The organism is Brevundimonas sp. GW821-FHT12C05 (assembly GCF_058807475.1).
The window spans coordinates 1,381,135-1,405,156 of record NZ_JBXAQS010000001.1; the positions used below are offsets into that span (position 1 = coordinate 1,381,135).

Annotated in this window: 21 protein-coding genes and 3 tRNA genes; 7 read left to right on the forward strand and 17 right to left on the reverse strand. The window is 68.5% G+C overall.

Features of this window, described 5'->3' with window-relative positions; genetic code table 11:
• Positions 1-36 precede the first annotated feature (36 nt).
• Entirely contained in the window at positions 37-2,124 is a 2,088-nt protein-coding gene (gene recG, locus AC1RRF_RS06535; protein WP_492833638.1) for an ATP-dependent DNA helicase RecG, read from the forward strand.
• Here recG and AC1RRF_RS06540 read toward each other — a convergent pair.
• From AC1RRF_RS06540 to kdsA, 4 genes are read right to left on the reverse strand one after another with little or no spacing between them, the layout of a single operon-like run.
• Positions 2,121-3,230, reverse strand: coding sequence for a DUF3089 domain-containing protein (locus AC1RRF_RS06540; protein ID WP_492833639.1), 1,110 nt, complete (start codon positions 3,228-3,230; stop codon positions 2,121-2,123). The two genes, recG and AC1RRF_RS06540, sit on opposite strands and share 4 nt — an antisense overlap.
• On the reverse strand, positions 3,227-4,228 hold the full coding sequence (gene rfaD / locus AC1RRF_RS06545) for an ADP-glyceromanno-heptose 6-epimerase (RefSeq protein ID WP_492833640.1): 1,002 nt from the start codon (positions 4,226-4,228) through the stop codon (positions 3,227-3,229). Before rfaD ends, AC1RRF_RS06540 begins: the two co-directional genes overlap by 4 nt.
• A complete protein-coding gene (gene rfaE2, locus AC1RRF_RS06550; RefSeq protein WP_492833641.1) occupies positions 4,228-5,679 on the reverse strand; it encodes a D-glycero-beta-D-manno-heptose 1-phosphate adenylyltransferase in 1,452 nt (483 codons plus the stop codon). The genes rfaD and rfaE2 overlap by 1 nt, the downstream gene beginning before the upstream one ends.
• Before the next feature lie 18 nt (positions 5,680-5,697).
• A complete protein-coding gene (gene kdsA / locus AC1RRF_RS06555) occupies positions 5,698-6,558 on the reverse strand; it encodes a 3-deoxy-8-phosphooctulonate synthase (RefSeq protein ID WP_492833642.1) in 861 nt (286 codons plus the stop codon).
• Positions 6,559-6,879: 321 nt separating this feature from the next.
• Between kdsA and AC1RRF_RS06560 the strand changes: the two genes are divergently transcribed.
• Together AC1RRF_RS06560 and sseA are read left to right on the forward strand one after the other, a co-directional pair.
• The gene (locus tag AC1RRF_RS06560) at positions 6,880-8,100 is read left to right on the forward strand and encodes a class I SAM-dependent methyltransferase (protein WP_492833643.1); all 1,221 of its coding nucleotides are present in this window, start codon (positions 6,880-6,882) and stop codon (positions 8,098-8,100) included.
• A gap of 21 nt (positions 8,101-8,121) precedes the next feature.
• Entirely contained in the window at positions 8,122-8,958 is an 837-nt protein-coding gene (gene sseA, locus AC1RRF_RS06565) for a 3-mercaptopyruvate sulfurtransferase (protein WP_492833644.1), read from the forward strand.
• On the opposite strand, the gene AC1RRF_RS06570 is transcribed toward sseA, so the two are convergent.
• Both AC1RRF_RS06570 and AC1RRF_RS06575 read right to left on the reverse strand, forming a co-directional pair.
• Positions 8,955-10,268 (reverse strand): dicarboxylate/amino acid:cation symporter, encoded by a 1,314-nt coding sequence (locus AC1RRF_RS06570; protein ID WP_492833645.1) that lies wholly within the window; start codon positions 10,266-10,268, stop codon positions 8,955-8,957. The two genes, sseA and AC1RRF_RS06570, sit on opposite strands and share 4 nt — an antisense overlap.
• 32 nt (positions 10,269-10,300) lie before the next feature.
• A complete protein-coding gene (locus AC1RRF_RS06575) occupies positions 10,301-11,407 on the reverse strand; it encodes an amino acid ABC transporter substrate-binding protein (RefSeq protein WP_492833646.1) in 1,107 nt (368 codons plus the stop codon).
• An 86-nt stretch (positions 11,408-11,493) separates the two neighbouring features.
• Between AC1RRF_RS06575 and metC the strand changes: the two genes are divergently transcribed.
• Positions 11,494-12,675 carry a cystathionine beta-lyase gene (gene metC / locus AC1RRF_RS06580; protein WP_492833647.1) on the forward strand — a complete coding sequence of 394 codons (1,182 nt, stop codon included), beginning with the start codon at positions 11,494-11,496 and terminating at the stop codon, positions 12,673-12,675.
• A 149-nt stretch (positions 12,676-12,824) separates the two neighbouring features.
• On the opposite strand, the gene AC1RRF_RS06585 is transcribed toward metC, so the two are convergent.
• From AC1RRF_RS06585 to AC1RRF_RS06600, 4 genes are all read right to left on the reverse strand, one after another.
• Positions 12,825-14,666, reverse strand: a complete 1,842-nt coding sequence (locus tag AC1RRF_RS06585) for a tetratricopeptide repeat protein (protein ID WP_492833648.1) — start codon at positions 14,664-14,666, stop codon at positions 12,825-12,827.
• Entirely contained in the window at positions 14,663-15,409 is a 747-nt protein-coding gene (locus AC1RRF_RS06590; protein WP_492833649.1) for a hypothetical protein, read from the reverse strand. The genes AC1RRF_RS06585 and AC1RRF_RS06590 overlap by 4 nt, the downstream gene beginning before the upstream one ends.
• Positions 15,410-15,518: 109 nt before the next feature.
• Positions 15,519-15,595: transfer RNA gene (locus tag AC1RRF_RS06595), tRNA-Arg, on the reverse strand.
• A gap of 97 nt (positions 15,596-15,692) precedes the next feature.
• Positions 15,693-16,001: an ETC complex I subunit gene (locus AC1RRF_RS06600; protein ID WP_291832445.1), complete on the reverse strand. Its 309-nt coding sequence runs from the start codon at positions 15,999-16,001 to the stop codon at positions 15,693-15,695.
• 144 nt (positions 16,002-16,145) lie between these two features.
• Here AC1RRF_RS06600 and AC1RRF_RS06605 point away from each other — a divergent pair, with 144 nt between their 5' ends.
• The gene (locus tag AC1RRF_RS06605; protein WP_492833650.1) at positions 16,146-16,475 is read left to right on the forward strand and encodes a hypothetical protein; all 330 of its coding nucleotides are present in this window, start codon (positions 16,146-16,148) and stop codon (positions 16,473-16,475) included.
• A gap of 15 nt (positions 16,476-16,490) precedes the next feature.
• On the opposite strand, the gene AC1RRF_RS06610 is transcribed toward AC1RRF_RS06605, so the two are convergent.
• The 7 genes from AC1RRF_RS06610 to AC1RRF_RS06640 all read right to left on the reverse strand — a co-directional run bounded on the left by AC1RRF_RS06610 (position 16,491) and on the right by AC1RRF_RS06640 (position 21,563).
• Positions 16,491-16,567, reverse strand: a tRNA-Pro gene (locus AC1RRF_RS06610).
• A 50-nt stretch (positions 16,568-16,617) separates the two neighbouring features.
• Positions 16,618-17,088 carry a DUF192 domain-containing protein gene (locus AC1RRF_RS06615; RefSeq protein WP_492833651.1) on the reverse strand — a complete coding sequence of 157 codons (471 nt, stop codon included), beginning with the start codon at positions 17,086-17,088 and terminating at the stop codon, positions 16,618-16,620.
• Positions 17,089-17,121: 33 nt separating this feature from the next.
• A complete protein-coding gene (locus tag AC1RRF_RS06620) occupies positions 17,122-17,685 on the reverse strand; it encodes a cold-shock protein (protein ID WP_492833652.1) in 564 nt (187 codons plus the stop codon).
• Between the two features lie 457 nt (positions 17,686-18,142).
• Positions 18,143-18,217 (reverse strand) — tRNA-Glu (locus AC1RRF_RS06625).
• A gap of 83 nt (positions 18,218-18,300) precedes the next feature.
• Entirely contained in the window at positions 18,301-20,103 is a 1,803-nt protein-coding gene (gene recJ, locus AC1RRF_RS06630) for a single-stranded-DNA-specific exonuclease RecJ (protein WP_492833653.1), read from the reverse strand.
• Entirely contained in the window at positions 20,103-21,062 is a 960-nt protein-coding gene (gene glpX / locus AC1RRF_RS06635; RefSeq protein ID WP_492833654.1) for a class II fructose-bisphosphatase, read from the reverse strand. The genes recJ and glpX overlap by 1 nt, the downstream gene beginning before the upstream one ends.
• A 60-nt stretch (positions 21,063-21,122) precedes the next feature.
• Positions 21,123-21,563, reverse strand: a complete 441-nt coding sequence (locus AC1RRF_RS06640) for a hypothetical protein (RefSeq protein WP_492833655.1) — start codon at positions 21,561-21,563, stop codon at positions 21,123-21,125.
• A gap of 90 nt (positions 21,564-21,653) precedes the next feature.
• On the opposite strand from AC1RRF_RS06640, the gene phaC reads away from it, so the two are divergent.
• A complete protein-coding gene (gene phaC / locus AC1RRF_RS06645; RefSeq protein WP_492833656.1) occupies positions 21,654-23,633 on the forward strand; it encodes a class I poly(R)-hydroxyalkanoic acid synthase in 1,980 nt (659 codons plus the stop codon).
• Entirely contained in the window at positions 23,630-24,010 is a 381-nt protein-coding gene (locus AC1RRF_RS06650; RefSeq protein WP_492833657.1) for a hypothetical protein, read from the forward strand. The genes phaC and AC1RRF_RS06650 overlap by 4 nt, the downstream gene beginning before the upstream one ends.
• The last annotated feature ends 12 nt before the right edge of the window (positions 24,011-24,022 follow it).

The following is a 24,022-nucleotide window of genomic DNA, read 5'->3' on the forward strand; positions in this document are numbered from 1 at the left end:
GTTCCAGAGGCGGTTTCGCCAGCTATGCTTGGGACCATGCGGCCGCAGATTCTCTTTCCCCTGTTCGCCGGGGTCGATGGCCTGAAGGGCGTCGGCCCCAAGGTGCTGCCGCTTGTCCAGAAACTGGCCGGGCCGCTGGTGCGCGACCTGCTGTTCCTGCCGCCGTCAGGGGTGGTGGTGCGCCGCCCGATGACGGCGATCGACGCGGTCGAGGGACAGGTGGGGATCTTCGAGGTCACGGTCGACCGGCTGATCCTGCCCGGCAAGCCCGGCGTGCCCATCAAGGTGCGCGCCATCGACGCGACCGGCTTCGTCCACCTGATCTGGTTCGGCGGCTCGGGCCAGCACATCGACCGGCTGCTGCCGCGCGGCGAGACCCGGCTGGTCTCGGGCAAGGTCGAGCGGTTCAACAACGAGGTCCAGATCGTCCATCCGGACGTGTTCAAGCCGGAAGAGGCCGGCGAGATCGCCGCGGTCGAGCCGGTCTATCCGGCGACGCAGGGCCTGACCTCGCGCGTGGTGCGCAAGCTGGTGCAGGCGGCGATGGCCTCGGCGCCGGAGCTGCCGGAGTGGCAGGACCCGGCCTGGCTGGCCAAGCGGCGCTGGGTCGGCTGGCGCGAGGCGATCGGACGACTGCACGCCCCCACCGGCGAAGCGGACCTGGATCCGGGCGCCCCGGTCCGCGAACGGCTGGCCTATGACGAGCTGTTCGCGCACCAGCTGGCCCTGGCCCGGCGCCGGCGGGCGCGGCAGATCACGCCCGCGCCCGTCATTGCGCCGGGCGAGGCGTCGGAACGGCTGCTGGCCGCCCTGCCCTTCACCCTGACGGGCGCGCAGACCCAGGCGGTGGCCGAGATCCGCCACGACTTGGCCTCGGGCGAGCAGATGGGCCGGCTGCTGCAGGGGGACGTGGGCTCGGGCAAGACGGCGGTGGCGGCGCTGGCGCTGACCGATGCGGCCGCGTCCGGCTTCCAGGCCGCGCTGATGGCGCCGACCGAGATCCTGGCCCGCCAGCACTACCAGCGGCTGGCTCCGATGCTGGAGGCCGCCGGCGTCCCGACGGTGCTGCTGACCGGGCGCGACACCGCCGCCGAGCGCCGCCCGCGCCTGGCCGCGCTGGCCTCGGGCGAGGCGAAGGTGGCCATCGGCACCCACGCCCTGTTCCAGGACGCCGTGCGCTTCGACCGGCTGGCGCTGGCGGTGATCGACGAGCAGCACCGGTTCGGGGTGAACGAGCGCCAGCGGCTTCAGGCCAAGGGCGATCCGCGCACCGGCGGCGTCCACCTGCTGACCATGTCGGCCACGCCGATCCCGCGCACCCTGGAGCTGACCCAGTACGGCGAACTGGACGTGTCGCGCCTGACCGAAAAGCCGCCGGGCCGCACGCCGGTGACGACCGCCGTCCTGCCGCTGGCCCGGATCGGCGAGGTGGCCAAGCGACTGAAGGCGGCGCTGGATTCGGGGGCGCAGGCCTACTGGATCTGTCCGCTGGTGGCCGAGAGCGAGGCCAGCGACCTGGCCGCCGCCGAGGCCCGCGCCGCCGACCTGCGCCGCATCCTGCAGGTCGAGGTGGGCCTGGCCCACGGCCAGATGCCGGGAGCGGAGCGCGAGGCGGTGATGGCCGACTTCGCCGACGGGCGCACGCCCCTGCTGGTCGCGACCACGGTGGTCGAGGTCGGGGTCGACGTGCCCAACGCCTCGATCATGGTCATCGAACACGCCGACCGCTTCGGCCTGGCCCAGCTGCACCAGCTTCGGGGTCGGGTCGGGCGCGGCTCCAAGGCCTCGACCTGCCTGCTGCTCTATGGCGGCGGGGACGACGGTCTCGGAGAGACCGCCAAGACCCGGCTGGAGACCCTGCGTCGCACCGAAGACGGGTTCGAGATCGCCGAGGAGGATTTCCGGCTGCGCGGCGGCGGCGATCCGCTGGGGCTCAGGCAGAGCGGCTTTCCGGCCTATCGCTTCGCCGATCCGATCCGGCATCGTTCGCTCATGCTGGCGGCGGCGGACGACGCGCGTCTGGTGTTGGGGCGCGACCCGGATCTGTTGTCGCCGCGCGGCGAGGCGGTGAAGGTGCTGGAGGCCCTGTTCGACTGGCGCAACGACCGGTCCGGGCTGGACTAGCTCGCCCGCTGGGCCATCTGCCAGACGGCCAGCCGCGTCAGAACATCCGCCTCAACATCGCCGTAGAAGAGATTGTACGGACGGGACTTTCTGCGGTCCGCCCAGCTTCCGGTCAACTTGAGAGACTCCAGCTTGGGCTCGGTATGGCGCAGCAGGCCCTCGCGGCACTGGGCGGCCACTTCGCGCGCCATCAGAGCCGGGCGGGCGCCCCATTCCAGCCCGGTGGCGTTGGTCACGCCGCGCTGGGCCCGGGCGGCTACGGGCGCGAGGTCGGTCGAGCCCGTGATCGGGTTCACGCACAAGGCCGGGCGACCTTCGAGCGTGACCAGGCGGCCGCGCGCATCCCAGACCAGGGCCCGGTTTAGGCGGCGACGGGCCGCGCCGTCGTTGTTCTCTCCGACAGGCGACCAGCCGACGATGCATCCGACCTGATCCCGGCGCGCGCAAGCGGGCACGGCCGGCGACAGGTCGTCCGCAGCGGCGATCACATCCATCAGATAGACGGCGACGACACGCGAACGCAGCGCGGCGTCCCCGGCCACGCGCTCGCGCACCAGCCGTTCGACCAGTTCGCCGCCCTGCTCGGTCCCGGCCAGCACCAGCGGCCCCGTCGGATGATGCGCCAGCCAGGCCTCGAACGCCGCCTCCACGTCGACATAGGCGAAGGCCCGGGCCTCGCGGGCGTCCTCGCGCAGGGTCAGACGGGTGTAGAGGCTGCCCTGCCGGTAGCGCGGCGCGCTGACGGCCCCGGCGCGCGCGAACGGCCCGGCGTAGTTGGGCAGGACCACCTCCTTCAGCCAGCGCTCGCCACGCGGCTCGCCGATCGGACCGTTCCAGTCTCGGCCGCCGTCATAGGTGGTGGAATGGACGAAGAAGACCGCCGCGGGTCCGGATTCCGGCGCGCGCGCCTCCAGCAAGGCCCAGGCGGAGGGCGTGCGATAGTCGGGCGCGGGCGGCGGCGTATAGGTCTGGAACGGCACCTTGGGGTCCAGCCCCGCCTTCAGGATATCGCCCCGGAAGACGACGAGGGCGATCACGATGAGGATGACGAAGCCGATGCCGAGATAGCCGACACACTGGCGCACTGTCAGCCCGCGGCGGCTCACCGGTAGGCGTCCGGCTGCATCAGGAAGTCCTGAACATAGCGGCGGACCCCCTCCTCCAGCGGCGTCGACTGGCCGCTGTAGCCGGCGGCGCGGACGCGCTCCATCCGGGCCTCGGTGAAGTACTGGTACTTGTCGCGGATCGACAGCGGGGTGTCGACGTATTCGACCGTCGGCGTCTTGCCCGCCGCCGCGAAGGTGGCGTTGGCCAGATCGAGGAAGGACCGCGCCTGGCCCGAACCGGCGTTGAACACGCCCGAGACGTGGGGCGTCTCCAGCAGCCAGTCGATGATGTCGACCACGTCGTCCACGAAGACGAAGTCGCGCAGCTGGCCGCCGTCGGCGTAGTTGGGGTTATGCGAGCGGAACAGGGTGACCGGCTCTCCGGCCTGCACCTTGGGCCAGATCTGGGCCACAACCGATTTCATGCCGCCCTTGTGGTACTCGTTCGGGCCATAGACGTTGAAGAATTTCAGCCCTGCCCACTGGCTCGGCGACTGCCCCCGATCCGACTGCCGCGCCGCATATTGGTCGAACAGCATTTTCGAGTAGCCGTAGGCATTTAGCGGCCTGAGTGAAGACAGACCTTCAAGGCTGTCGTTGTCCTCGAACCCGCCCTCGCCGTCGCCGTAGGTGGCCGCCGAGGAGGCGTAGATCAGACGCGCGTCGCGCAGGGTGCACCAGTCCCACAGATCGCGGGACAGGGTGAAGTTGGTGCGCATGATCAGGTCGGCGTCGGCCTCGGTCGTCGAGGAAATGGCGCCCATGTGGACCACGGCCTCGACCGCCTCGGCATGGCGCTCCAGCTGCTCGAACAACTCCTCGGGCTGCCAGAAGTCGGCGATCCCGTGCTTGGCCAGGTTCTTCCACTTGCCCAGCGCCGCCTCTTCCATGCGGTCGCAGACGACGATGTCGCGGCGGTCGTCGGCGCACAGGCGCGCGACGATGTTGGAGCCGATGAAGCCCGCGCCGCCGGTCACCACGATCATCCGACGCGCCATCAGTCAGCCTTCATCTTTTCAATCGTGCGGGTGGTGGAATAGCCGTCCTCGAAGGTGGCCAGCTTGACCTCGCCGCCCCAGCTCTCGACCAGATCGCCGCCGACCACCCCTTCCCTGGTGTAGTCCGCGCCCTTGATCAGAACATCGGGACGCAGGCGCTCGATCAGGGCCAGCGGGGTCGACTCGTCGAAGCTGGTGACGCGGTCCACGGACTGCAGACCGCCGATGACCACGGCGCGGCTGTCCAGATCGTTGATCGGCCGCCCCTCGCCCTTGAGCGCGCGCACCGAGGCGTCGGTGTTCAGCGCCACCACCAGCCGATCACACCACGACCGGGCCTGCGCCAGATAGGCGACGTGGCCGCGGTGCAGGATGTCGAAACAGCCGTTGGTGAAGCCGACCCGCAGACCCTGGCGCTTCCAGCCCTCGACCACATGCGCCAGTTCCTCCAGCGGCATGACCTTGGCATGGGCGCCCGAGGCGTGCTGGCTCATCTCGGCGTCGATCAGCTCGGCCGGGCTGACCACGGCGGTGCCCGCCTTGCCGACCACCACGCCCGAGGCGAGGATCGCGAACTCGACCGCCGTCTCCAGCGACGCGCCAGCGCCCAGGGCGAGACCCAGCGCCGCCAGGCCGGTGTCGCCGGCGCCCGAGACATCGAACACCTCGCGCGCCCGGCCGGGGAAATGCTTCGCCGCGCCGCCGCGCCGCATCAGGCTCATGCCCTTGCCGGCGCGGGTGACGACGATGGCCTTGGCCGTGGTGGCGTCCAGCAGGGCCTTCAACGCCGCCTCGACCTCGGCGTCGGTATCGACCGGCAGGCCGGTGGCGCCGGCCAGTTCGCTGGCGTTGGGCTTGATCAGGTCAACCGCGCCGTAACGGGCGAAGTCGCGGCCCTTGGGGTCCACGATCACCGGCGCGCCGCTGTCACGCGCCGCCGACAGGGCCTGGGCGATCAGCCGATCGCTCACCGCACCCTTGGCATAATCCGACAACAGATAGACAAATGCATCTGTAAAGGCTTCGCTTTCTGTCGCCATCAACGGGGCAGCCTCCTCGTCCAACCGCAGCAGCTGCTGGCCGGCGGCGACGAAGCGCGTCTTGACGATGGTTGCGGCTCCAGCGCGGCGCTCGATCGCGTCCTCGATGCCCTCTTCCGCCGCGATCAACTGGGCCAGCTCGTCGCCGGCGGCGTCCTGCCCGGCCACGGCGCCGAGGCGGGCGACCCCGCCCAGCGCGGCGACGTTGCGGGCGACATTGCCCACTCCGCCCGGCATGGCGATGCGCCGTTTGGTCTTGAGCACCGGAATGGGCGCCTCGGGCGAGATGCGACTGACCTCGCCGTAGACGTAGCGGTCCAGCATCAGGTCGCCGACGCAGGCGACCTTCAGCCCGCGCACGCGCTCCAGGAGCGCGTGCAGTTCCCCGAGATCGAGCGTGCGTTCAGCCATGCGACCGAACTATCGGATTCACGCGGCCTTCGCCATCCGCGCCTTCGACAGGTCGTCGTAGGCGATCAGGTCGGCGGCCAGGGCTTCGAACTCGTTCAGCGGCACCATGTTCGGGCCGTCCGAGGGGGCGTTGTCCGGATCCTGGTGGGTTTCCATGAAGACGGCGTCCACGCCCACGGCCACGGCCGCGCGCGCCAGGACCGGCACGAACTCGCGCTGGCCGCCCGAGGAGGTGCCCTGCCCGCCCGGCTGCTGGACGCTGTGAGTGGCGTCGAAGACGACCGGGCAGCCGATGTCGCGCAGGATCGGCAGGGCGCGCATGTCGCTGACCAGGGTGTTGTAGCCGAAGCTGGCGCCGCGCTCGCAGGCCATGACGTTCGGATTGCCCGCGCCGACGACCTTGGCGATGACGTTCTTCATGTCCCACGGGGCCAGGAATTGGCCCTTCTTGATGTTGATCACCTTGCCGGTGGCGGCGGCGGCCAGCAGCAGGTCAGTCTGGCGGCTGAGGAAGGCCGGGATCTGCAGCACGTCGACGACCTCGGCGGCGATGCGGCAGTGCTCCTCGGTGTGGACATCGGTCAGGACCGGCAGGCCGACGCTCTCACGGATTTCCGCGAAGATCGGCAGCGAGCCCTCCAGGCCGAAGCCGCGCGCGGCGGTGGCGCTGGTGCGGTTCGCCTTGTCGAAGCTGGTCTTGTAGATGATGCCGACGTTCAGGCGCTCGCCGATCTCCTTGAGCGCATGGGCCATCTCCAGGGCGTGGTCGCGGCTTTCCAGCTGGCACGGGCCGGCGATGAAGACGATACGCTGATTGCCGCCGATGCTGACGGGACGGGCGACGCCCTTGATGTCGATGACGGCGTTGGGCTTGGACACGGCGGATTCCCGAAACTGCGATTTGGTGACGCGCGGCCCTTGCCGCACCTATGAGGCGTTCAGGTGGCGTCTGACCGGAAGGATCGCAACCTATCACGCCTCGCGCCCGCGTGACCACCGAGCCGAACCCTCCGGACCGATCGTCGGCAAACCGCGTTTCGACCTGCATCCGGCCAGGGAGTCTCATCGTAATTCAAGGTCTTGAATCCGATCACCTCAAGGGAAGGAAGACCAATGCATGGCGCAACCTCAGACGCCCCCGGCGGCGCTATGACCATCACGAGCATTGACGGGCCGCCATCGGCTACCCAACATTGTCGTATGACATCGGTCACTGCCGATCTGCATCAGATCACCGCCCGCACCCCGCGCGGGTTCGCGCTGTTTCTGCGCCTTCTGAGCGCCAACTGGACCTTCGGACGGCTGACGGTCCTGCTGCCCAACGGTGAGACGCACCGGCTGGAAGGCGAACAGCCCGGCCCCGCCGCCGTTCTCGACATTCGCGACTACCGCTTCGCCCGCCGGGTTCTGGCGAGCGGGGATATCGGTTTCGCCGAGGGCTATATGGCCGCCGAGTGGGAGACGCCCCACCTGGCGCCCCTGCTGGAGGTGCTGGCCCAAAACTACGACAATATCCGCCGCCTGTTCGACGGCCACCCGGTGACCAAGGCGATCAACTGGATGTCGCACCGGATGAACCGCAACAGCCGTTCGGGGTCGCGCAAGAACATCCACGCCCACTACGACCTGGGCAACGCCTTCTACGCCGAGTGGCTGGACCCCTCGATGACCTATTCGTCGGCCCGGTTCACGGCGCCTGACATGGCGCTGGAGGCGGCGCAGCGCGAGAAATACGCCGCCCTGGCCCGGCTGATGGACCTGCGATCCGGCCAGAGCGTGCTGGAGATCGGCTGCGGCTGGGGCGGCTTCGCCGAGTTCGCCGCGCGTGAGATCGGGGCCAGCGTCACGGGCATCACCATCTCGCAGCAGCAGTATGACTTCGCCAAAAAGCGGCTGTTCGACGCCGGCCTGTCGGAGCGGGCCGATATCCAGCTGATCGACTATCGCGACGTGCGCGGGCAGTTCGACCGCGTCGCCTCCATCGAAATGTTCGAGGCCGTGGGACAGGAATACTGGCCCACCTATTTCGGCAAGATCCATGAGGTGCTGACGCCCGGCGGACGGGCGGGCCTACAGATCATCACCATCGACGACGCCCTGTTCGGCGGCTACGCCAAGCGGACGGACTTCATCCAGAAATACGTCTTCCCCGGCGGCATGCTGCCCTCCGAAGCCAGTCTGAAGCCGGTGATCGAGCAGGCGGGGCTGGGCTGGCAGGCGATCGAACGCTTCGGCCTGGACTACGCCGAGACCCTCAAGCTGTGGGACGAGCGCTTCCAGGCGGCCTGGAGCGAGGTCAGCCGCATGGCCGGGTTCGATGAACGTTTCCGCCGCCTGTGGCGCTTCTACCTGGCCTATTGCGAGGCCGGCTTCCGCTCGCGCCGGACCGACGTGGTCCAGCTGGTGCTGGCGAAGGGCTGACCTCGGGCGCATATCGGGCCCATGACGTCATCTCCACTGATCTCCGCGACCGACCTCGCCGCCCGGCTGGACGATCCGAACCTGCGCATCGTGGACGCCAGCTGGCACCTGGACGGCCGGGACGCCCGCGCGGACTTCGCGCAGGCGCACATTCCGGGCGCGGTCTTCCTGGATCTGGATGCGGTGTCCGACCCAGACAGTCCCCTGCCCCACACCCTGCCCGCGCCTGCGGCCTTCGCGGCCTCGGCGGGCGTGCTGGGCCTGTCGGACCGGAACAGCATCGTCGTCTACGACACGGCGGGCCTGTTCTCGGCGGCGCGCGTCTGGTGGATGCTGAAGGTCATGGGCGCGCGCGACGTGCGGGTGCTGGATGGCGGCCTGCCCGCCTGGCGGGCCCTGGACCTGCCGGTTGATGACGGCCTGCCGCCCCGGCCGGACTTCGCCGTATTCAGCCCGGATTTCGAAGCCGCCGCCGTCGCCGCGCTGGAGGATGTGCGGGCCGCCCTGAACGACGGGACCCAGGTGGTCGATGCGCGGGGCGCCGCCCGCTTCCGGGGCGAGGCGCCCGAGCCCCGGCCCGGCGTGCGACCCGGCCACATGCCCGGCGCGCTGAACCTGCCCTATGGCGCGCTGCTGAACCCGGACGGAACCATGAAGCGCGGCGACGCGCTGGCGGCGGCTTTCCGTGAGGCGGGCGTGGACATCGATCGTCCGGTCGTCACCACCTGCGGCTCGGGCGTCACCGCCGCCATCCTGACGCTGGGCCTGACCGAGCTGGGCCGCTCGGCGCGCCTCTACGACGGCAGCTGGAGCGAATGGGGCGCGCCCGAAGGCGGCCCCGTCGTCACGGGGCCCTAGGCGCCCGGAGCCACGGGCTCAGGCGCGTCTTCGGGGACCACCTCGTCGGTCTCGCCGCGCGACACCACCGTGGCCAGCACCAGGTCGCCGGTGACGTTCAGCGTGGTGCGGCACATGTCGAGGAAGCGGTCGACGCCGAGGATCAGGCCGATCCCCTCCACCGGCACATGGACCATGGCCAGGATCATGGCGACCACCGGCAGCGAGCCAGCCGGCACCCCCGCGGTGCCGACACCGCCCAGGATGCAGACCAGCATGACGACGATCTGCTGGGTCAACGACAGCTCGACGCCGAAGAATTGGGCCAGGAACAGGACCGTCACCCCCTCGAACAGGGCGGTGCCGTTCTGGTTGGCGGTGGCGCCGACGGTCAGGACGAAGCGGGCGATCTTGCGCGGCAGGCCCAGCTGCTCCTCGGCGGCGCGCAGCGACACCGGCAGGGAGGCGTTCGACGAGGCGGTCGAGAAGGCGACCACCATCGGCTCGCGGATGCCGCGAAAGAATTTCAGCGGATTCATGCCGCCGCCGATCCAGACGACCAGCGGGTAGACCACGAACATGTGGATCGCCATCGCGCCCACGGCCACGCCGACATAGGCGGCCAGACGGACCAGCAGATCCCAGCCGAACACCGCCGCCAGCTTGAACATCAGACAGGCGATGGCGATGGGAGCCAGTTTGATGAAGAGGTTGATCAGCTTCATCGTGACCTCCAGCAGGCCCTCGACGGTCCGCTGCAGGTTGTCGGTCTGGGGCGATTTGGCCATCACCAGCCCGATCCCGAAGAACAGGGCGAAGATCATCACCGGCAGGATTTGGTTCTCGGCCGCCGCCGTGACGACGTTGGACGGGATCAGATCGAGGAAGAACTGATCGAACTGGACGCCGCCCTGGGCCTTCTCGACGATCTCGCTGGCCCCCTGCGCGCCCTGCATCAGCAGTTGCTTCGCCAGATCAGCCGGAACGCCGTCACCTGGACGGAAGTAGTTCACCATGCCCAGGCCGATCACGACCGCGATGCCCGAGACGATGATGGTCAGCAGCAGGGTCTTGATCCCCGCGCGCCCCAGCGACTTCAGGTCGCCCATCTCCGCCACCCCGATCACCAGGGCCGAGAAGAGCAGAGGGATGACCATCATGAAGAGCAGCTTCAGGAAGATCTGGCCGATGGTCCCGGCGACCACGACGGGCCACCAGTCCGCCGCGGGCTGGAGCGTGAAATTGGCCCACAGGCCGCCCGCCAGACCGATCGCAAAGCCGGCCAGCATCAGCCAGTGAAGAGCGATCCCGCCCTTTTTGGTCGTTTCCATGAAGAGTTTCCCCCGGCTTTAGAGCCGCGTCGTTATCGGATCGGCAGACCGTAGATCAAGCCGGCGGGCCGCTGGTTCCATTGTGCATTGAGCCCGCGGGCGAGGTCGAGCGAAGAATCCGAGCCCACATTGCGGGCGAAGATTTCTCCGTAGTTGCCTTCAGCCACAAGCGCATCCTTCATCCACGACTTCGACAGCCCCAGCATGGGACCGAAGTCGCCCTCCGCGCCCAGCAGGCGGCGGATGCGCGGATCGCGCGAGTCGTCGGCCATGGCCGCCGCGTTCTGGCGGGTCACGCCCAGTTCCTCGGCCAGGATCAGCCCGTTCAGGGTCCAGCGCACCACCGAGGTCCAGGCCTCGTCGCCACGCTTCACCGCCGGGCCAAGCGGCTCCTTGGAGATGACGTCGGGCAGGATGGCGTGCTGCTCGGGATTGGGCAACAGGGTGCGGGCCGCGGCCAGGGCCGAGATGTCGGCGCTGAAGGCGTCGCAGTCCTCACGCGCATAGGCCTCGCGCGCCTCTTCCTCATTGGCGGTGACCACGGGCCGGTACTCGATGCCGCGAGCGCGGAACCAGTCGGCGACGTTCAGTTCGCTGGTCGAGGCCCGCTGCACGCAGACCCGGGCGCCGTTCAGCTCGGTCGCGCTGGCCAGGGTCAGCGAGCGCCGCACCAGGAAGCCCTGGCCGTCGTAATAGTTGATCCCGGCGAACCGCACCCCCTCCTGCGCCTCGCGCGACAGGGTCCAGGAGGTGGTGCGCCACAGCACGTCGACACGGCCGCTGCGCAGGGCCTCGAACCGCTGGCTGGTGGTCAGGGGCACGAAGCGCACGGCCTCCGCGTCGCCCAGCACCGCCGCCGCCAGGGCGCGGCAGAAGTCGGCGTCGAAGCCACGCCACTGGCCGCGATTGTCGGTGTAGGCGAAGCCGACCAGCCCCTCGTGCACGCCGCAGTTCAGGCGGCCGCGCCGCTTGATCGCCTGCAGGGTCGGGCTGTTGAAGGCCGGGGCTGCGGTCGGCGGATGGGCGGCGGCCTCTTCCGGCGTCTCGTCCCTGGGCGCGCCCTGACCGCAGGCGGCGACCGCCAGCGTCAGCAGGAGCGCCAGCGCCGCGTTCCGTACCCCTGTCCTGCCTGCTCGCATCCCGCGCCTCGTCAGTGCCTGTCAGACTTGCGCCCCGGTGCGTTTAGAGGCCTTTGAGGCCTGAACCGCAACCCCGCGAGCCGCCGATGACCGACCGTTCCGACCGTACGCGCCTGATCGCGGGCGCCACGCGCCGCACGCCGGGCCCTGCGTCCGGACGCCGACCGGTGTCGCCGCCGATCGAGCGCGCCTCGACCCTGCTCAACGATTCGCCCGCGGCCATGCGCGACGGCGCCCTGGGCCCCACCTACGGCATCGAGGACCTGGCCGCCGGCCGCGAACTGCGCGCCGCCCTGGCCGAGCTGGAAGGCGCGTCGGACGTCTGGCTGGTTCCCTCTGGGCTGGCCGCCGTCACCGTGCCTCTGACCGCCTTGCTGAGGCCCGGCGACCAGGTCGTGACCACGGACGCCCTGTACGGCCCCAGCCGCCGCTTCCTGCACCGCCACCTGAGGTCGCGCGGGATCGACAGCGCCTTCCACGCCGCCGACGCCTCCACGGACCAGATCCTGTCCGCCCTGACCGATCGCACCCGGGTGCTGCTGATCGAATCGCCAGGCTCCCTGACCTTCGACATGGCCGATGTCCCGGCGCTCGCCGCCGCCTGCCGGGCGCGGGGCGTCCTGACCATCATGGACAACACCTGGGGCGCCGGGCTGGCCTTCAAGCCGCTGGCCCACGGCGTCGACGTCAGTGTCCAGGCCCTGACCAAATACGCCGGCGGCCACTCGGACCTGCTGATGGGCTCCATCGCCGTGAAGACCGACGCCGTCGGCAAGCCCATCTTCGAGACGCTCGAGGACAACGGCTGGCGGGTCACCTCCGACGACGCCTGGCTGGCGTTGAGGGGCCTGCGCACCCTGCCCCTGCGCTATGCCGAACAGGCCCGCTCGGCGCGCATCGTGGCCGACTGGCTCCTGGCCCGGCCCGAGGTCGCCGACGTGCTCTGGCCCGCCCTGCCCGGCTCGGCCGCCCATGCCCTGTGGAGCCGCGACTACGCCGGCGCCGCCTCCCTGTTCGGCGTGGTGATGAAGGGCGGAACAGAGACCGCCGCCCACGCCCTGATGTCGGCTCTTAGCCTGTTCGGTCTCGGTTATTCCTGGGGCGGGTTCGAAAGCCTGATCACTCATGAGACCGGCCAGCTGTCGATGCGCGCCACGCCGCCGACGCTGGCGGGCCAGCTGCTGCGCCTGCATGTCGGGCTGGAGGACCCGGCCGACCTGATCGCCGATCTGGACGTCGGACTGAAGGCCTGGAATGCCGCCCTCTAGACCATGAACGCGGCCACGGCCCTTTTGCCGCCGCAGCCGTTCTTCCCGCCGGCGCGCCCTGCGTCGCCGTGCCGCCGAACGGACGAGGAGGAAAAAGCTGATCTACTGAGGCCGCGCCGTCTGAAATCGGCGCGCGCGCCGGCTCCGCGTCAGGACCGGGTTGAGCTGTCAATTCGAGCGAGGAGCCGTCGAGCAAAATCGACTTGGCCAATCCATCCGGCGCCCTCGAGAATTCGCACAGCGTTCAGGAGATCATCGCGGCTGGCTTGCAGTCGAGCGAGAGCTTCACGCCCTTCGCTTCTCTCCGCAATGATCTCAAGTGAGGCGGACAAATTCACTTGGGTCCTGGCCCACTCCGGCGCATCCCGCCTGCGGGCATGCTCCTGCAAGGAGGCCTCGTAGGCGGCGACCGCCTGCTCCAGTCGCGCTGTCCCGCGCTCGAGCTCTCCAAGCGACTGAAGCGCCGTACCGAGGTTGTTCATGGCCATGGCCCAATGCCGAGGGAACCGTTCACGGGTCAATTCCACTAGCGCCGCCTGATAGGCCGAGATTGCTTGCTCCAGTGATGTCGTGTCGCTTCCGCGCCTTCCCAGCGCTTCCAGCGCATTACCGAGGTTGGCTTGAGTCATGGCCCACTGCAGCGGAAGCCGTTCACGGGTATTCACTTCAAGTGAAGCCCGGTACGCGGCGACAGCTCTTTGAAGATCTGCCGTTCCACTCCCGATCAGCCCCAAGCTCCAGTATGCATTGCCCAGGTTGTTTTGGGTCTTGGCCCATTGCAGCGGATCTTGTGCGCGGGTTCGTATCTCAAGAGCCGCGTGATAGGCCGTGATCGCCTGGTCTATTCGTGCAGTCCCGCTCTCGGACGCGGCAAGAGCCATGTACACATTGCCCAGATTATCCTGGATCGCGGCCCAGCTCGTCGGGTTCCGCTCTCGGGTGTTTTCCTCCAGTGCCGCTTCGTAGGCCGCGATAGCCGCGTCCAGGTGCGCCGTTCCGCCCTCGCGTTGACCGATTCTCCAATACGCCTGCCCCAGGTTGTTCTGGATCATGGCCCATTGCTGCGGGCTGGCCGCGCGCGTGTATATTGGAAGCGCAGCCTCAAAGGCTTGGACGGCCATCGTCAGTCGTTCCGTCCCGCTCTCGCGCTCTCCCAGCGTCACCAGGACATAGCCCAGCCTGTTCTGGGTGGCGGCCCAATCGTCAGCATCTTCGACGCGATCAAGAAGGGACAGACATTCAGAATACAGACGAATGGCCTGCTCCAACGCCGCACTATCGCCCAACCACTCTCCTTTGAGAGAAGCCGTAAGGGCCCTGTCAGAGCGGAAAGTAAAACGATCTCGTCGCGCCTCCCGGTCAGAAATGCGCTCAGCTTCAAGGGGAATTGCGTCGGCCCGTTCGAAGTTCCCCTGTTGACGGGCCAAGCCGGAACGCATCAGGACGGAGGCGCGCCAAAGCTGTTTGGCTTCGGTCTGCGCTGACCTGCGCAGCGTTTCCAACTGAGCTAGCGTCCGATCAGCGTCTTCTAGACGACCGTCCTCAAATTCGGTCTGTGCTTCACTGAGATAGTGTTCGGCGGCGTCCCTGACCTCGCCGCTCTCGATCCGCTCCACGATCACACCGAGACGGACCAGTTCTTCCCGGTTCTCCTGATCCTGTTCGGCCCAGCGCTGCAACTGCGCGGCGATGTCTGCGGTGGGCGTACCGTCCGGGAATCCGAATATCTGCGCCACACGGCGCAAATCTGCACGGGCGGTCACGGCGCTGCGGCGTTCTATGGCGATGCTGTTCAGAGCCACATCACGCTGAACGCGAGTTCTGCCGAGCTGGCTTCGGGCATCGCCAAGCTGAGCACGCAGTTCACGCACCTCGGCAGGACTGAGTGTCCGCGCATCCTTGGCCTGCGCGACCGCGAGTGTCGGCAAGGTGATGACCAACCCTGGGGCCGTGAGCGCCAGCGCCAACACCATCACGGTCCAGGGCTTCATTTGGGTGCTCCGCAGGCTTCCAGCCTTGTCGGCCCGGCACTGGATCGATCCTCATTCAGCCAATCCAGGCGCTTCACGGCTCCGTCCTCCGTGTAGGTGAAGACCAGAGCCTGACCATGCTCCTCGTCAGGCGCTGTCGATGTCCGCAGAGTGGCATTCAATACATCACCTCCACCATTCGGAGCGATGCTGGCCACCATATTATAGTCACTCATGTTCGGCTCTTTCCGAACCAGAGTTACGACCAGGCCGTGATCTCGACGCTCGAACCGATAGACGACCTGGCAATCGCGTTGTTGTTCGCCCCAGTAGCCGGTGATGCTGTCGAAGGCGCGCCAAGGTTTTGGGTTGGTATTGAGAACAACTTCGTCCAACTTTCGATTGGTCTCGTCCTGCCGGACCTTAACGGCGCCGATATCGCTCCGGATCAGGTCAAAATCCGTCGGTGCGATGAACTGCTGCACGAACAGACCTGCCCCAAGACCGAAGAAAACCGACATGCCCAACCGGGCGAGCCAGTTGGGATTCCTCAGACGCGCCCAGCCTCTGACTTCACCCTTGCTGTCGCGGGTGAACCAATCCGCCAGCGTCGCCGCCACGACCACCAGGAAGGTCACGATCAGCCATCCAAAAGCGGTCTTTCGCCCTATCAGCGATCCCACCACCAGCCAGCTGAGAATACCGATGACCAGGGCGACCGCCGCAACAATCGGCACCCAACTCCAAGCCTTCAAGCTCTTCATCGTATCCCCCATCGCCGAGACTACCATGACGGGAGCGTCGAGGCCTTGTCCAGCCGGGAACACCGCGAAGTTGGTCTGTCACCACACCCGCGATATCCGCTTTGAGGAATGGCGCGCCCAGCAGGACTCGAACCTGCAACATCCCGCTTAGAAGGCGGGTGCTCTATCCGGTTGAGCTATGGGCGCCCGAGGGGTGGAACGCAGACTGCGCCAGATCGCACGAAATAGCCGATAAGCGACAGGCGCGAAAAGCCACTCAAGAAACGCTGGCCGCCTCTGGCGGTCAGTGCGTCCAGGACTGCTTGCGGTAGGTGGCGAAATTGTCGGCGTAGGCCTTGAGGATCACCGGCGGCTCCTGCGGTTCGTGCAGGCGGAAGGCGATGCCGTGGCGTTCGGCGTAGGCGACGGCCTCTTCCTTCGAATCGAAGGTCAGGCGGACCTGGCCGTTCATGTCCGACGACGAGGTCCAGCCCATCAGCGGGTCGATCGTCCGCGCCGAGGCCGGCTCGAATTCCAGCCGCCAGTCTCTCGACTTGGCCTTGCCGGATTGCATGGCGGTCTTGGCGGGGCGGTAGATGCGGGCGATGGCCATGGCGGTCTCTCGAACGGTTGCCGCCGTAATACAACGCATTCGCCGTCGCTCAAGCGCCAAACCGCGCGCTTCGCGGCCGCCCGCCGCCGGCCTTGCTTGGAAAATCCTTGAAATCTCCACATGCCTCCGCGCGGCGAGCGGCGCATGAAGGGTCATCACTTTCACGGCGAGGCCGAAATGACGGGCATGACGAACACCGACGGCGGACAACGGTTTCCGCTGTGGCGCGTGGCGATGTGGGGCGGGATCGCGGCCCTGCTGCTGCTGCCCGCCGTGGCGATGCAGTTCACCCACGAGGTCGCCTGGGGGGCCGAGGACTTCACCTTCGCCGGCGTCCTGCTGATCGGCGCGGGCGCGCTGTACGAATTGGCGGCGTGGAAGTTCCGCAGCCTGACCGGCCGGCTGATCTCAGCCGCCGTCATCCTGGGCGTTGTTCTGCTGATCTGGGCCGACGCCGCCGTGGGCGTCTTCTAGACCCGAAGGGGTCGATGGTCGGAGTGAGAGGATTCGAACCTCCGACCCTCTGGTCCCAAACCAGATGCGCTACCAGGCTGCGCTACACTCCGGCGGCGGGATTTGACACACTCCCCGCCGCACCGCAACGCGTCAGGCCCGCTTATTCGGCAAAGAAGGGATGAGTGACCTTGTCGCCCGGCTTGGCGCCGATCTCGTCCGATCGGCCGGCGCGCAGTTCCAGCACCCCCATGGCCGGTCCGTTCGATGGCAGGACCCGGTCGTTGTTGGGCGCCGCGTTCTTGGCGATCGAAACGATACGGCCGTGCGGGTCGATGTAGATGATGTCCAGCGGGCTGGGCGTGTTGTGCATCCAGAAGCCGCGCTCGGCGACATCGGGGAACTGGAACAGCATGCCGCGGTCGTCGGCGAGCGGCGGGCGCTCCATCAGGCCGCGCTGGCGCTCGGCGTCATCGTCAGCGATCTCGACCATGAATTTGTGGACGCCGCTCGAGGTGGTGATGGTCAGCGGCTCCATCGGCTGGCCGTCCGGCCCCTTGGGCGTCCCGAGGGCGCAGCCGGCCAGCAGCATCACGCCGGCGACAAGCGCCAGAATTCCACGACGATGAATCATTCGCATCCGCCCTTTGCATAGGGAGCGGATGTCCTACCCGCCCATCCTGATTTCAGCGACCACCAGCCCCTTGGGGCCATCGGCGAACCGCACCGAAACAGACTCTCCGGGCAGAAGATCGTCCAGCCCGCAGCGCCGAAGCGTTTCGACATGGACGAAGATATCTCCGGGTTGGCCGTCGCGCACCACGAATCCGTAGCCCTTGGTGCGGTTGAACCATTTCACCACCGCCGGCTCGAGCGGACCGCCCGCGACGGGCGGCGCCGCCTCGCTGGATTGGCGCAGGCCTTCATAGCCCGTCGGGCGGCGCGGCGGCTGGACGGCCAGGGCGGGATCGCCCTCGCCCAGATCGACGATCTCGATCACCTGCCAGCCCTTGGGGCGGCGCACGCAGTCGCAGGAAATGGGTGCGCCCTCGGCGGCGGTCTCGTGTCCGCTGTCGCGCAGGCTGGAGATGTGCAGAAGCACGTCCTTGAGGTCGGTCATGCCCGGGTCGTCGGGTACGATGAACCCGTAGCCCTTGCCGGGGTCGAACCACTTGACCCGTCCGGCGATCCGCACCGCGGTCGCCGTTTCCCCACCCTCGTAGTCAGACACAACTTTCCCCCTGCCCGGGATCTGTACGGGCACGGCTTATTTAACACGGTTCTTTGAACACCTGAAAAGCGAAAAACACCCATTTTCGTCGGTTGTGCTGTCGAATTCGTTCAACCGTTGCCAGATCGCCCTGAGCATGGACGTTCCAACCCGCGCGACAAGTCGGTGGGACGATAGGGCTTTCCGATCAAGGGGAAGACCCCGCGCCTGCCTGCTTGCCGGACCGCACGGTCGCCCTGACCCGTGGCCGGGGGCATGGCGCGTCCGGCAGAATCTCACCTGCAGCGGCTTATCCAGGGTTCCGGGCCTGACCCCGTCGATAGCCAGCAAATCGATCCGTACGCCCACACGGATTGGCGCCGAGGCCGCGTGCGCCGCGACGCTCAACGCCAAGGCGGCGCGCGCCGAAAGGCTCGCGCGGGACTGACGATTTCAGGATGAGGAGGAATGCCCCGCGTGGCAGTCCCTAGGGGAGTCGAACCCCTCTTTTCAGGTTGAAAACCTGACGTCCTAACCGATAGACGAAGGGACCGCTGCGCGGGGAAGCGGCGATATAGCCGCCGACTCCTCAGGCTGCAACGCCTTTTCGCAGAAAAATTCAGATCACCGTTCCGCTCACGCCATGCGCGGATCGGCGATGTCCTCGATCTCGAATTGAACGCCGCGACGACCGTTCCAGTCATCCGCCTTCAATCGCCCCGTGACGCTCAATCCCCCCTGCCCCGCCAGCAGGGCCTTGCCGGTCGGCAGGTCGGCGCAGCGCCAGGCGATGGCCTTCACCGAGGCCCCGTCGGCCCCGACCAGCCGGCAGCGCACATGGCCGCCGTTCATGGCCACGGGTTCGCGCACCGAGACATGCTCCATGGCGAACAGGGGCTCGGGATTGGCCGGGCCGAAGGGGGCCAGGGCGTCGAACTGTTCGAACAGGGCGCGGGTGGCCGCCACCGGCTCGATCAGGGCGTCGATCTCCACCCCGTCCAGCGCCTCGGCCGCCGCCTGTTCGCCGGCCATGCGGTTATTGAGGAAGTCGCGCAGCTCGCCGATGCGGTCCGCCTTGACCGTCAGGCCCGCCGCCATGGCGTGACCGCCGCCGGCGAGCAGGACGCCGGCTTCCCAGGCGGCCTGCACGGCCTTGCCCAGGTTCATGCCCGGCTGCGACCGGCCCGAGCCCTTGCCCAGCCCGTTCACGGCGTCGACGCCGATGACCACCACGGGCTTGCGCCAGCGCTCGCGCAGCCGCCCGGCCACGATGCCGACCACGCCCGGGTGCCAGTCGTCGCCCTCGATGACCACCACCGCCGAGCCGTCGGCGTGGGCGCCCGTGGCCTCGACCCGGCGCATGGCCTGATCGGTGACCTGTTTCTCGACCTCGCGGCGGGCGATGTTCAGGGCGTCCAGCTCCTGCGCCAGCGCCCTGGCCTCCTCGGGATCGTCGGTGGACAGCAGGCGCGCACCCAGGTCGGACTTGCCGATCCGGCCGCCCGCATTGATGCGCGGCCCCAGGATGAAGCCGGCGTGATTGACCTTGGCCGGACCTTCTTCGGCGCCGGCGGCCGCCAGCAGGGCCTTCAGCCCAGGATTGCTCCAGCTGGACATCACGCCTAGTCCGAGACTCGTCAGGGCCCGGTTGAAGCCGGTCAGGCCGGTCACGTCGCAGATGGCGCCCATGGCGGCCAGATCCAGCCACTGGCGGATGTCCGGCTGGTCGCGCCCCTCGAACAGCCCCCGGCCCCGCGCCTCGCGGTTCAGGGCGGCCAGCAGGACGAAGACCACCCCGGCGGCGGCCAGGTTGCCCTGCCCCGAGTTGCAGCCGGGCCGGTTCGGATTGACGACGGCCAGGCATTGCGGCGGCTGCTCGCGCATCATGTGGTGGTCGATGACCACGACCTTCAGGCCGATCGCGGCCGCATGGGCCACCGCCTCATTGGCCGCCGCGCCGCAGTCGACGGTGACGACCAGATCGGCGCCCGAGGCCTTCAGGGTGTCAAACGCCTTCGCGCTGGGGCCATAGCCCTCGGTGATGCGGTCCGGGACGTAAATGGGCAGGTCGGCGCCCATGGCCCGGAACCAGCGCACCAGCAGGGCGGCGCTGGAGGCGCCGTCCACATCATAGTCGGCGAAGACGTGCACCGACGATCCGGCCTGCAGGGCGTCGACGATGGCCGTCGCCGCCGCGTCCATGTCGGTGAAGCTGGAGGGGTCCGGGAACAGGGCCTTCAGCGTCGGGGTCAGGAAGTCCTGCCCCTGGTCGGCGCGCACGCCCCGCGCCGCCAGCGCCCGGGCCAGCGGCTCGTCCAGCCCCAGCACCTGCATATGGGCGCGGATGACGCCGGGCTCGGCGGGCCTTTGCCGCCAGACGCGGCCGGAGAGCGAGCGGGAGACGCCCAGAAAGGCCGGAGCGCTCCCGCCGTCCGCCATCAGGCGACCGGACGCGTGGTGCGGATGCGCTGCACGGTGCGGGTCGAGGAATCCATCACCAGCGTGTGGGTGGTGACGAAGCCGTCGCGGAAGTGGACGCCGTCCAGCATGGCGCCCTTGGTCACGCCGGTGGCGGCGAAGATGGCGTCCTTGGAGACCAGCTCGTGCAGATCGTATTTGCGGTCGAAATCGGTCACGCCGGTGCGGCGGGCGCGCTCGCGCTCGTCGTCGTTGCGGAAGATCAGGCGGCCCTGGAAGAAGCCGCCGACGCATTTCAACGCCGAGGCCGCCAGCACGCCTTCCGGCGCGCCGCCCGAGCCCAGGTACATGTCGATGCCGGTTTCCGGCTCGGCCGTGTGGATCACGCCGGCCACGTCGCCGTCGGTGATCAGCACGACCTTGGCGCCGACCTCGCGCAGCGCCGCGATGAGCTCGGCGTGGCGCGGACGGTCCATGACGCAGACGGTGATTTCCGACGGCGCCACGCCCTTGGCCTTGGCCAGATTGCGGACATTGTCCTGCGGGCTGTTGTCCAGGTCGACCGTGCCGGCCGGATAGCCCGGGCCGACCGCGATCTTGTCCATATAGGTGTCGGGCGCGTGCAGCATGCCGCCGCCGGGCGACATCGACAGCACGCACAGGGCGTTGGCCATGGCCTTGGCCGTCAGGGTGGTGCCTTCCAGCGGGTCCAGGGCGATGTCGATCGCCGGGCCTTTGCCGGTGCCGACCTTCTCGCCGATGTAGAGCATCGGGGCTTCATCGCGCTCGCCTTCGCCGATGACGATCTTGCCGTCGATATCCAGGGCGTTCAGCGCCGTGCGCATGGCGTCCACGGCCAGCTGGTCGGCGGCCTTCTCGTCGCCGCGGCCGATCTGGGCGTAGGAGGCGATGGCGGCCAGCTCGGTCACGCGCGCGGCGTCGGCGGCCAGGGTAGAGGCGTAAGGGGCCGAAGCGGCCATGGGCGTTCTCCGTGAGGCGATGATCCCCGGATTCTGTCGCCCGGGCGATTCTGAAAGGGATTAGCGGCGGTCGACCGGCGGCGGGGCGCGTCCGCGTTCGCGGGCGGCGCGCAGGCGGGCGTCGATCTCGGCCTGGGTTTCGGCCGAAGCGGGTGCGATCGGAGTGGCGGCGATGCGGGCCCGAACGGCTTCGGTGAAGGCCACAGCGTCGCCGGGGGTCTGCCAGTCGATTCGCGAGGTCTCGCCCGCCAGCGCCCCGGCGCTGACCCGCAGGGTGTTCACCTGGGCGGCGATCTGGGCGGGTTCGGGCGCGGACGTCGCCTTGGGGAAGTCCTCCCAGCCGGGATAGCGGCGGTTGGCTTCCACCAGCGCCTGCACCTGCGGGGCGACGGGCGAGGCCGTGTCGGTGTGGGGCGAGAAGGCTCCGGCGCAGGCCGAAAGCACGCCCGTCCCTGTCAGGACGACGCACAGCGCAGCAATTTTCCGGATCGGCGCGTTCATTTCATTGGCGGTCTACGCCATGATCGTGACAGGCGGAAGGGCGGCGCGAGTCCTTTACGTCCAATAATGACGCGCAGCAGGAACCGCCGCATGGCCAGACGCCCGACCGTCCCGCCGCCCGAGCCCCCCGTCGCCGGGGCCGTGAAGGCGCCGCGCCGCGCCGGTCGCCCGACCTCGGCCAAACCGCCCCGCCCCCGCGCCGCCAAGGCCGCGACCGCCGCGCCTGAGCCGGAACCCGCGCCCCAATCCCAGCCCCGGCCCGAGGCCGCCGCGCCCGAATCGGGGCCCGCCGCCCCCTTCGGCGCCGAGCAGCGCGAGATGCTGGAGACCCTGTCGCTGAACCTGGCCAAGGCCGCCATGACGGCCCAGACGGCCATCGCCGAGGCCGCGCTCAGCCAGGCGGACCGGCCCGCCGCCCTGTCGCCCGATCCGTTCAATGTCGGCCCGGCCATGACCTCGGTGATGTCCAGCCTGGCCTCGCGCCCCGACCGGCTGTTCAGCGCCCAGGCCGACCTGTTCAACCGCTACATGGACCTGTGGGCCTCTTCGGCCCGACGGGCCGCGGGCGAGGAGCCCGCCGCCGCCCCCTCGAAGGACAAGCGTTTCAAGGACCCGGCCTGGTCCGAGAACCCGATGTTCGACGTCATGCGCCAGTCCTATCTGGTCACCGCCGACTGGATGAACGGGCTGGTGTCCTCGGTCGAGGACGTCGATCCGCGCACCAAGCGCCGAGCCGAGTTCTTCACCAAGCTGCTGACGGACGCCTTCTCGCCGTCCAACTTCCTGGCCTCCAACCCCGCCGCCCTGAAGGCCCTGGCCGAGAGCAACGGCGAGTCGCTGGTGAAGGGGATGCAGAATTTCGCCGCCGACCTGGAGCGCGGCCAGGGCAAGCTGAAGATCAGCCAGGCCGACTACGGCAAGTTCGAGGTCGGGGTGAACGTCGCCACCGCCCCCGGCCAGGTGGTCTGGCGCGACGACCTGTTCGAACTGCTGCAGTACGACCCGGCGACCAAGACCCAGCACGAGATCCCGCTGCTGATCTTCCCGCCCTGGATCAACAAATTCTACATCCTGGACCTGCAGCCCGAGAACTCGATGATCCGCTGGCTGTCGGCCCAGGGGTTCACCGTCTTCGTCTGCTCCTGGGTCAATCCGGACCAGGACAAGGCCGGCTACGGCTTCGACGACTATCTGCAGAAGGGCGTCTATCGCGCGGTCGAGAAGGTGCTGGAGCAATCGGGCGCCAAGTCGGTCAACACGGTCGGCTACTGCATCGGCGGCACCCTGATGGGCGCGGCCCTGGCCCATATGGCGGCCAACAAGGATGCGCGCGTCTCGGCCAACACCTTCTTCGCGGCCCAGCACGACTTCGCCGAGGCGGGCGACCTGCTGCTGTTCACCGACGACCACTGGCTGAACGAGATCGAGCAGCAGATGGACGCCGCCGGCGGGGTCCTGCCCGGCGCGGCCATGGCCGAGACCTTCAACGCGCTGCGCGCCAACGACCTGATCTGGTCGTTCTTCGTCAGCAACTACCTGATGGGCAAGGCGCCGGCCGCCTTCGACCTGCTGTTCTGGAACGCCGACCAGACACGCATGCCCAAGGCCCTGCACATGGACTATCTGCGCTCCATGTACGGCCGCAACGCCCTGACCCAGGGCGATTTCAGCATTGGCGGCCAGGTCATCGACCTGTCGAAGGTGACCATCCCGCTCTATTTCCAGGCCAGCCGCGAGGACCACATCGCGCCGATGAACTCGGTCTACCGCTCGGCCCGGGCCTTCCCCAACGCCGACGTGACCCTGACGCTGGCGGGGTCGGGCCATATCGCCGGGGTGGTCAATCCGCCTTCGGCCAACAAGTACCAGCACTGGATCAACGCCGCCCTGCCCGCGACCCTGGCCGAATGGCAGGCGCAGGCCGAGGAACACCCCGGAAGCTGGTGGAACCACTGGGCGGCGTGGCTGCATGAGCGGTCCGGCGCCCAGGTCCCCGCCCGCGATCCGAAGACGGGCCCGCTGACGCCGGTCGAACCGGCCCCCGGGGCCTATGTGAAAGTGAAGTCTTGAAGCGTTTCGAACCCAATCTGCTGCTCGCCGTCTCCACCGGCCTGAGCCTGCTGCTCGTCCTGATCACCACCAGCCTGACCGAGCCCCAGCCGATCCAGTTGCGCAACGTCCTGATGGCGGTGATCTGCGCCGGCGGCTTCGTGCTGCTGAGCCCGCGTCTGGCGAAGATGACGGGTCAGCCGCCACGCCCGCCGATGATCCATCCGGACAGTCCCGGCACGGCCGTCTGGGCCGCCCTCTTCCCGGCCATCGTGACGGTGATCGCTGTGCTGCCCGTGCTCTTCCCCGGCCCCGACTACGGACTGGCGGTCATCATCGCCGCGGTGATCTTCGGCGTGACGGCGGAGTCGGCGATCAGGGTGCGGCGGGCGGGCTGACGCAGCGGCGCC

Bases quoted from the DNA above. Each gene is read 5' to 3' on its own strand.
- recG (WP_492833638.1), top strand. From the start codon at position 37: ATGCGGCCGCAGATTCTCTTTCCCCTGTTCGCCGGGGTCGATGGCCTG.
- rfaD (WP_492833640.1), bottom strand. From the start codon at position 4,228: ATGGCGCGTCGGATGATCGTGGTGACCGGCGGCGCGGGCTTCATCGGC.
- rfaE2 (WP_492833641.1), bottom strand. From the start codon at position 5,679: ATGGCTGAACGCACGCTCGATCTCGGGGAACTGCACGCGCTCCTGGAG.
- AC1RRF_RS06560 (WP_492833643.1), top strand. From the start codon at position 6,880: ATGACATCGGTCACTGCCGATCTGCATCAGATCACCGCCCGCACCCCG.
- sseA (WP_492833644.1), top strand. From the start codon at position 8,122: ATGACGTCATCTCCACTGATCTCCGCGACCGACCTCGCCGCCCGGCTG.
- AC1RRF_RS06570 (WP_492833645.1), bottom strand. From the start codon at position 10,268: ATGGAAACGACCAAAAAGGGCGGGATCGCTCTTCACTGGCTGATGCTG.
- AC1RRF_RS06575 (WP_492833646.1), bottom strand. From the start codon at position 11,407: ATGCGAGCAGGCAGGACAGGGGTACGGAACGCGGCGCTGGCGCTCCTG.
- metC (WP_492833647.1), top strand. From the start codon at position 11,494: ATGACCGACCGTTCCGACCGTACGCGCCTGATCGCGGGCGCCACGCGC.
- AC1RRF_RS06585 (WP_492833648.1), bottom strand. From the start codon at position 14,666: ATGAAGCCCTGGACCGTGATGGTGTTGGCGCTGGCGCTCACGGCCCCA.
- AC1RRF_RS06590 (WP_492833649.1), bottom strand. From the start codon at position 15,409: ATGAAGAGCTTGAAGGCTTGGAGTTGGGTGCCGATTGTTGCGGCGGTC.
- AC1RRF_RS06600 (WP_291832445.1), bottom strand. From the start codon at position 16,001: ATGGCCATCGCCCGCATCTACCGCCCCGCCAAGACCGCCATGCAATCC.
- AC1RRF_RS06605 (WP_492833650.1), top strand. From the start codon at position 16,146: ATGAAGGGTCATCACTTTCACGGCGAGGCCGAAATGACGGGCATGACG.
- AC1RRF_RS06615 (WP_492833651.1), bottom strand. From the start codon at position 17,088: ATGATTCATCGTCGTGGAATTCTGGCGCTTGTCGCCGGCGTGATGCTG.
- recJ (WP_492833653.1), bottom strand. From the start codon at position 20,103: ATGGCGGACGGCGGGAGCGCTCCGGCCTTTCTGGGCGTCTCCCGCTCG.
- glpX (WP_492833654.1), bottom strand. From the start codon at position 21,062: ATGGCCGCTTCGGCCCCTTACGCCTCTACCCTGGCCGCCGACGCCGCG.
- AC1RRF_RS06640 (WP_492833655.1), bottom strand. From the start codon at position 21,563: ATGAACGCGCCGATCCGGAAAATTGCTGCGCTGTGCGTCGTCCTGACA.
- phaC (WP_492833656.1), top strand. From the start codon at position 21,654: ATGGCCAGACGCCCGACCGTCCCGCCGCCCGAGCCCCCCGTCGCCGGG.